5 protein-coding genes and 1 pseudogene are annotated in these 8444 nt (G+C 66.2%); 2 read left to right on the top strand and 4 right to left on the bottom strand.

The window, feature by feature from the left end:
- Positions 1 to 1938: amino acid decarboxylase (locus JOY90_RS01020; protein WP_291689315.1), on the top strand; the 1938-nt coding region annotated here is incomplete at its 5' end.
- Positions 1935 to 2516, top strand: a complete 582-nt coding sequence (locus JOY90_RS01015) for a GNAT family N-acetyltransferase (RefSeq protein WP_291689314.1) — start codon at positions 1935 to 1937, stop codon at positions 2514 to 2516. The genes JOY90_RS01020 and JOY90_RS01015, both read left to right, overlap by 4 nt.
- Positions 2517 to 2537: 21 nt before the next feature.
- On the opposite strand, the gene JOY90_RS01010 is transcribed toward JOY90_RS01015, so the two are convergent.
- The 4 genes and pseudogenes from JOY90_RS01010 to JOY90_RS00995 form a co-directional block, all read right to left on the bottom strand.
- Positions 2538 to 3299, bottom strand: a complete 762-nt coding sequence (locus JOY90_RS01010; RefSeq protein WP_291689313.1) for an enoyl-CoA hydratase-related protein — start codon at positions 3297 to 3299, stop codon at positions 2538 to 2540.
- Between the two features lie 167 nt (positions 3300 to 3466).
- Positions 3467 to 4798 (bottom strand): TolC family outer membrane protein, encoded by a 1332-nt coding sequence (locus tag JOY90_RS01005; RefSeq protein WP_291689312.1) that lies wholly within the window; start codon positions 4796 to 4798, stop codon positions 3467 to 3469.
- 111 nt (positions 4799 to 4909) lie between these two features.
- On the bottom strand, positions 4910 to 8068 hold the full coding sequence (locus JOY90_RS01000; protein ID WP_291689311.1) for a CusA/CzcA family heavy metal efflux RND transporter: 3159 nt from the start codon (positions 8066 to 8068) through the stop codon (positions 4910 to 4912).
- A gap of 138 nt (positions 8069 to 8206) precedes the next feature.
- A pseudogene (locus tag JOY90_RS00995) lies at positions 8207 to 8444 on the bottom strand (efflux RND transporter periplasmic adaptor subunit); the annotation flags it as partial.

The following is an 8444-nucleotide window of genomic DNA, read 5'->3' as shown; positions in this document are numbered from 1 at the left end:
AAGACGCCGTTCTTCGGCGCGCTGGTCGACTATGCCGAGGAGGGCAACCAGCTCTGGACCTGTCCCGGGCACAATGGCGGCGTGTTCTACAGCCGCAGCCCGATCGGCCGGGTGTTCGTGGAGCATCTGGGCGAAGCCGTCTTCCGTGACGACCTCGACAACTCCGTGCTCGACCTCGGCGATCTCCTGACCCATGAGGGTCCGGCGCTGAAGGCGCAGCAGGAGGCGGCGAAAATCTTCGGGGCGGAGAAGACCTATTTCGTGCTCAACGGCACCTCGACCTCCAACAAGGTCGCGCTCGGCGCGCTTGTGACCGACGGCGACCTCGTGCTGTTCGACCGCAACAACCACAAGGCCGCCCATCACGGCGCGCTGATGCTGGCCGGCGGCGTCCCCGTCTACGTTCCGACGGTGCGGAACGCCTGGGGCCTGATCGGCCCGATGCGCTGGGAGGCACTCGATGAAGCGACGCTGCGCCAGGCCATCCGCAACCATCCGCTGGTGCAGGACGGCGAGGCCTGGCGCAGGCCGCGCCCCTTCCGCGTCGCAGTCGTCGAGCAGTGCACCTATGACGGCACCATCCACAACGCAGAGATGATCCTCAAAGCCATCGGCCATCTCTGCGACTACATCCTGTTCGATGAGGCCTGGGCCGGCTTCATGAAGTTCCACCCGCTCTATGCCGGACGTTTCGCGATGGGCCTTGCGAATCTTTCCGCCGAGTCGCCCGGCATCATCGCGACGCAATCGACCCACAAGCAGCTCGCGAGCTTCTCGCAGGCCTCGCAGATCCACATTCGGGACGACCACATCCGCGGCCAGAAGCGCCGGGTCGAGCACCGGCGCTTCAACGAGAGCTTCATGCAGCACGCCTCGACCTCGCCGTACTACCCGCTGTTCGCCTCGCTCGACGTCGGCGCGCAGATGATGAAAGGCCGCTCCGGCGAGGTGCTGTGGGACGACACGATCCGGCTCGGCATCGAGCTGCGCAAGAAGATCCGCGCCACCCGCCGCGAGTTCGAGGAGAAGGAGGCGCGCCCCGAACGCCGCTGGTTCTTCGAACCGTTCGTGCCGGATCGCGTCGCGCTGCCCGACGTCTCGCGCGACGGCGCCGTGCACGACGTCGCCTGGGAGACAATCTCGACCGACCTGCTCGCGACCGACCCGGCCTATTGGCAGCTTGCGCCAGGCGCAGCCTGGCACGGCTTCCCCAATCTGGCGGCCGGCTTCGCCATGACCGACCCGAACAAGCTGACCCTGCTCACGCCGGGCTTCGATCCCGCAACCGGCTTCTATGCCGAACACGGCATTCCCGCCCCCGTGGTCGCGCAGTACCTGCGCGAGAACCGCATCGTCGCCGAGAAGAACGACCTCAATTCCCTTCTCTTCCTCCTCACTCCCGGCGTCGAGGCCAGCAAGGCCGGCACGCTGATAAGCGGCCTTCTCGCGTTCAAGAAGCTGCACGACGACAACGTGCCACTGGAAGAGGCGATCCCCGAATTCCATCGCCGCCGTGCGGCGCGCTACGCCAAGGTGCGCCTGCGCGACCTCTGCGCCGACATGCACCGCTTCTTCCGCGAGGCCGACGTCCGCGCGCTGCAGGCCAGGCAGTTCCTGCCCGAGCACCTGCCGGAGATCGCGATGTCGCCGCGCGACGCCCAGCGCCATCTCGTGCGCAACGACGTCGACTACCTGCCGATCGACGCGATCAAGGGCCGCATCGCCACCACGCCCTTCGTGGTATATCCGCCCGGCATCGCCTCGATCGTGCCGGGCGAGCGGTTGACCGCGCGGGCGCAGCCGATGATCGATTACCTGAAGATGTTCGAGCGCTGCTTCAACGCCTTCCCCGGCTTCGACGTCGAGATCCAGGGCGTCTACAAGGAGAGCGACGCATCGGGCGGCATCCGGCTGCATACCTATGTGGTGGCCGAATGAATTCGCCGACGCCTGCCATGAACGAGAAATCGCCGGTGCTCGTTCGCCCCACGCGCGACGGCGACGTCGACGCGATGCTCGCGATCTACCGGCGCCACATCCGCCGCGGGGTCGAGGACGGCGTCGAGGACAACGGCGTCCCCGAACCGAACGATCTGCGCGAGCGCCGCAGGAACCTGCGGCATCACCGCCTGCCGCACCTGGTCGCGACCCGCGGCGGCGAGGTCGTCGGCTATGCCTATGTCGTACTGTTCCGCAAGCGCCCGGCCTATCGCTACGCGGTCAAGCACTCGATCTATGTGCATCACGAGCATCTCGGCCGCGGCGTCGGACGATTGCTGATGCAGGCACTGATCGACACCTGCGCCGCCGCGGGGTTCCGGCAGATGATCGGCTATATCGACGCCGACAATGCAGCCTCGCTCGCGATCCACGAAAAGTTCGGCTTCGCGCGGGTCGGCCTGCTGCCGGGCGTCGCCTACCGCAACGGCCGCTGGTGCGACACCGTGATGGTGCAGCGCTCGCTGGGGGTCGGCGCAAGGCAGGCGCCGATGTCTTTTGGGATTCCCTCTCGCTGAGACACGGTTCGACGAACGCCCTCACCGTTTCTTGCGCGACAGGAAGCTCTTGACGGCGGCGAGGACCGAGGGCGAGCGGATCCGTTCGGCGAACAGATGCTCCTCCTGGCCCATCCGGCGCAGCAGGTCCTCGGTCGGCGGCTTCAACAGCTTCCTCGAGATCGCCACCGCCTCCGGCGACAGCGCGCAGATTTCCCGCGCCGCCTTCTGGGCCTCGACGATGGCGTGTCCGGGCGGCACCACGACGTTGACGAGGCCCGCGCTGCGCGCCTCCTCGGCACTCATCGCCCGGCCCATCACCAACAGCGAGAACGCGCGCTGATACCCGGCAATCCGCGGCAGCAGCAGGCTGGAGGCGCCTTCGGGGCCGAGGCCATATTGAATGAGCGGCGAGAAGAACGACGCCGTGGTGCCGGCGATCACATAGTCGCAATGCAGCACCATGGTGGTGCCCATGCCGGCGGCGACACCGTCCACCGCCGCGATGATCGGCTTCTTGTTGTTGACCAGCGCCCGCAGGAAGATGATCGAGCCGCGCGGCCGCGCGGGGTCGCGCGGCGCCTCGCTCTCATTGACGAAATCGCTCACATCGTCGCCGGAGGTGAACACGCCGGAGCGCCCGGTCAGGATCAGGCAGCGGATCGCGGGATCGGACTGTGCCGAATTGATCGCCTCGCTCATGGCGAGAAACATCTCGTGCGAGATCGCGTTCTTCTTCTCGGGCCGCCGCATCGTGATGGTGCGGGTGGCGTCGTCGTCTGCGATGATGATCGGCCCAGGCATGGCACTTTCCCCAGACTGCCTGCGGGCAGCCCTCAGCCATCAAATTGCGATGACCAGCCCCGTTCAGCAACCCCAAAGGGCGGCTGCGGCGGACAAAAGCGTTGATCAATTGCGACACACCGGGAACGGCCCGCCCGCATCGGCAGGTTGACGCGTTCGGTACCACCCTATTGCCCCGACGGCGTGCGCAGGCCGTGCCAGGCGTCCCGGACCTGGTGGTAGTGAACATCGGCCGAATAGTCGGGCGTGTTGAGGTTGAGCGTATGCACGTCCAGCCGGCCGATTGCGCTCAGGAGCGTGTAGGAGGCGATGACGCGGTCCCGCTGCGCCGTGATCTGACGAGTGCGCGCATTGGTCAGGTCCTGCTGGGCATTGAGGACGTCGATGGTGGTGCGCTGGCCGCCCTGGGCCTCCTTGCGCACCCCCTGCAGCGCCAGTTCCGCCGCGTGCACCTCCGACTCGGCCGCCGTCAACGCGACCTTGGTTCCCTCATTGGCGACCCAGGCGCTGATGACGGCGGTACGCGACTGGTTGCGGACCTGATCCAGCACCAGGCGGCTCTGTGAATAGACCTCCTTGGCCTGGCGGGTCTGCGAGGCGGCCATGCCCCCATCGTAGATCGGCACGCTCATCTGTCCGAGCACCGAGGCCTGATCCTGCGCGGCGGTGGTGAGGCTCGAATCGGTCTGCACCGAGCGGCTGGCGCCGGCCTGCACCGACACCGTGGGCAGCAGGTTGCTCTCCGCCAGTTTGATCGAGGTCTGCGCGACGTCGACGTCGTAGCCGGCGCCCAGCACCGCCGGATGCTCATGGTTGGCGGCGTCCACCGCGGCCATCTGGGTCGTTGGCGAGAGCCGGTCGACCGGGCTCGCCGGGGTCAATTGGCCCGCCGCCTCGCCGATCACCTGGTGATAGACCTCCCGGCTGATCGCCAGCGCGACCTGCGCCGCATTGAGATCGGCCAGTCCGCGGCTGACGCGGGACTCGGCCTGCGCGGTGTCGGTCGGCGTGACGTCGCCGGCATCCAGCCGCTTCTTCGTCGTCGCCTGGATCTCGCGCAGCACCTGCACATTGGTGCGCTGCGCCTCGTAGAGCGCGATATTCGCCACCACGTTCATGTAGGCGGTCACGCTGTCGAGCAGCACGCCCTGCTCGACATTGCGCAGAGCCTCGCGCCCCGATTTCACCTGGAACTCGGCGACGCGCACACTGTTGGCCGTCTTGTAGCCGTTGAACAGCGTCTGCGTGACGGTGAAGCCGATGGTCCAGGGCCGCAAGGTCGCGGTCTGGATCGTGTTGTCGGGCAAGAGATTGCGCACGGCCTGCAATCCGGCGCCGAGGCTTGCGACGATCTGCGGCCGATAACCGGACAATGCCTGCGGCACGTTCTCATCCGTGCCGCGCTGCCGCGCGCGCTCGGCGTTGAGCTGCGGATTGTTCTGGTAGGTCTTCACCAGCGCGTCCTGCAGGGTCTCGCCGGCGCGGGACGATGCGGGCATCACGATACCGAGGACGAGAAGCGCGCAACCGACCTGCGCCGTCCGCCGGCGGGACCGCGGCGGACTTGCGTTAGTGTCTGTGCACGACAACGCAACCATCCGTCCGGCTCATCATTCCGCTGACGCCAGGCGCCCGTCCGGGACAAAGCCCGGCCGGCTCCGGCGCGAGAACATCGAAATCAGCGCCGGCAAGGTCAAGAGGATCACGACCGGCGCGAGCATCATGCCTGCCACCACCACGACCGCCAGCGGTTTTTGCACCTGCGACCCAATTCCGGTGGACAAGGCCGCAGGCAGCAGGCCGACCCCCGCGACCACGCAGGTCATCAGCACCGGACGCAACTGCAACTCACCGGTGCGCTGGATCGCGGCCGCTCGGTCCAGGCCTTCGTCGATGAGCTGGTTGTACTGCGAGAGAATGATGATGCCGTCCATCACCGAGATACCGAACAGCGCGATGAAGCCGATGGCGGCCGAGACCGAGAACGGGATGCCGGTCACGACCAGGCCTACGATGCCGCCGAACACCGCCATCGGGATCACGCTCATGGTCAGCACGGTGTCGATCACCGAGCCGAAGTTGAACCAGATCAGCGTCGCGATCAGCATCAGGCTGATGGGCACCACCACCGACAGCCGCTTGATCGCGTCCTGCAGATTGCCGAACTCGCCGACCCATTCGATGTGCGAGCCCGGCGGCAGTTGCACCTGCGCCGCGATCTTGTCCTGGGCCTCCTGGATGGCGCCGCCGAGATCGCGCTCGCGCACCGAGAACTTGATCGGCAGATAGCGCTCCTGCTGCTCGCGATAGATATAGGCCGCACCGGACACGAGCTTGATGGAGGCGACCTCGCTGAGCGGAACCTGGGTCACGCCGTTCGGGCCCTGCGCGCCGACCCGCAGGTTCTGGATCGCCTCCGCGCTCTTGCGGTATTGCGGCGCCAGCCGCACGATGATCGGGAAATGCCGGTCGCTGCCCGGCTCGTAGAGGTCGCCGGCGCTGTCGCCGCCGATCGCGGTGCGAATCGTGGTGTTGATGTCGCCGGGCGACAGCCCGTAGCGCGCGGCGCGCGCCCGGTCGATCTCGATCTGGATGGTGGGCTGGCCGAGCGAGGTGAACACGGCGAGGTCGGTGATGCCCTGCACCGTCGCCAGCACCGACTTGATCTGGTTGGCGGTGGTGGTGAGCGCCTGCAGGTCGTTGCCGTAGAGCTTGATCGAGTTCTCGCCCTTGACCCCGGACACCGCCTCCGAGACGTTGTCCTGCAGATATTGCGAGAAGTTGAACTCCACGCCGGGAAACTTCTCCTGCAACTGCGCCAGCAGTTTTGCAGTCAACTCGTCCTTGTCCTCGCCGCTCGGCCATTGCTTGGCCGGCTTCAGCGGCGCGAAGAACTCGGCATTGAAGAAGCCCGCCGCATCGGTGCCGTCGTCGGGCCGGCCGTGCTGCGACACCACCGACTCGACCTCCGGCCGGGCTGCGATCAGTTTGCGCATCTCGTTGACGTAGGAGTTGCCCTCCTGCAGCGAGATGGTCGAGGGCAGCGTGGCGCGGATCCACAGATTGCCCTCCTCGAGCTTGGGCAGGAATTCCAGCCCGAGCAGCCGCACCGCCAGCACCGTCAGCACGATCAGCACGCCCGCGCCGACCAGCACCAGCCGCTGGCTTCGCAGCGAACGCGCCAGCACCGGCCGGTAGAGGCGATGCAGAAGCCGCATCAGGAAGGTCTCGGTTTCCTGCACATGCGCCGGCAGGATGATGGCGGAGAGCGCCGGCGACACCGTGAAGGTCGCGAGCAGCCCGCCCGCCAGCGCATAGGCATAGGTCCGCGCCATCGGGCTGAAGATGTTGCCTTCGACGCCGCTGAGCGTGAACAGCGGGATGAAGGCCGCGATGATGATCGCCGCGGCGAAGAAGATCGACCGTGACACGTCGGCGGCCGCGGTGAGGATGGCGTGGTGCTTCATCGCCATGATCGTCCGCGGCGAGATCGACGCCTGCTCGTCTTCCGACAGCGGCTCGGTGTGCGACAGGCGGCGGAAGATCGCCTCCACCATGATCACGGTCGCATCCACGATCAGACCGAAATCGATGGCGCCGACCGACAGCAGGTTGGCGGACTCGCCGCGCAGCACCAGGATGCTGACGGCGAAGAACAGCGCGAACGGGATGGTCGCGCCGACGATCAGCGCGCTCCTGAGATCGCCGAGGAAGATCCATTGCAACAGCACGATCAGCGTGATGCCGACGACCATGTTCTCCAGCACCGTTCTCGTCGTGGTCTGGATCAGGTCCTTGCGGTCGTAGATGCGCTCGATATGCACGCCGGGCGGCAGGATGGTCGAATTGTTGATCTGCTCGACCAGCTTCTCCACCCGCTCGATGGTCGGCGAGCTCTGCTCGCCGCGCCGCATCAAGACGATGCCCTGCACGATGTCGTCGTCCTGGTTCTGGCCGGCGATGCCGAGCCGCGGCTGCTCGCCGACCGAAACGGCGGCGACGTCCTTGACCAGCACCGGCGTGCCGTTGGTCGAGGCGATCATGGTGCTGGCGAGGCTGTCGATCGAGCGGATCAGGCCGACGCCGCGCACGACCGCCGATTGCGGGCCGATGTTGACGGTGTTGCCGCCGACATTGATGTTGGAGTTGCTCACCGCCTGCAGGAGCTGGGGCAGCGTCAGGCCGTTGGCCACCAGCTTGTTGAAGTCGACCTGCAGCTCATAGGTCTTGGTGCGACCGCCCCATCCGGTCACGTCGATGACGCCGGGCACAGTGCGGAAACGCCGTTGCAGCACCCAGTCCTGCAGGGTCTTCAGATCCAGCACCGAATAGTTCGGCGGCCCGACCAGCCGGTAACGATAGATCTCGCCGATCGGGCTGAGCGGCGAGATCTGCGGCTGGGCGTTGTTCAAGAGCGGGGCGAGCTGCGACAGGCGGTTCAGCACCTGCTGCAGGGCCTGGTCGTAGGTGAAGTCGAACGAGAACTGCAATTTGACGTCGGACAGGCCGTAGAGCGAGATGGTCCGGATCACGTTGAGGTTCTTGATGCCGGCGACCTGGGTCTCCAGCGGGATCGTGATGTAGCGCTCGATCTCCTCGGCCGACAGCCCCGGCGACTGGGTCACGATGTCGACCATCGGCGGGGTCGGATCGGGATAGGCCTCGATATTGAGCTGCTTGAACGCGATCAGCCCGCCGGCGAACACGGCGACGAACAGGCCGACCATCAGATAGCGGCGGTGAACGGCTAGGGCGACAAGGCGATCCATTCAAACGAGGTCTTTCACACCGGCTTCGTCATGCCCGGCCTTGTGCGGGCATCCACGTCTCGTTTCGTGCATCAAGACATGGAGGGCCGGGCCTAGCCCGACCATGACGGTAAAGGTTTTTGCGGTCGCGAAGATGACCTAGCTCCCCGAGGCTGCGCGGTCGATGAACAGGCTGCCTTTGGTGACGATCTGTTCGCCCGGTTTGAGATTGCCGATCACCTCCACCAGATTGCCGTTGGTCAGCCCGGTCTTGATCTGGCGAAGCTCGATCGACTTGTCGTCATGGGCGACCCATAGCCGGACCTGATCGCCTTCATAGATCAGGGCCTGCTTCGGCACCGCGATCGCGGGATGGTCGCTCGCCGAATAGATCGTG

The organism is Bradyrhizobium sp., from assembly GCF_019242285.1.
Taxonomy (GTDB): Bacteria; Pseudomonadota; Alphaproteobacteria; order Rhizobiales; family Xanthobacteraceae; genus Bradyrhizobium.
Note: the sequence above shows the minus strand (reverse complement) of the source record. Positions and strands in the feature narration are given on the sequence as shown.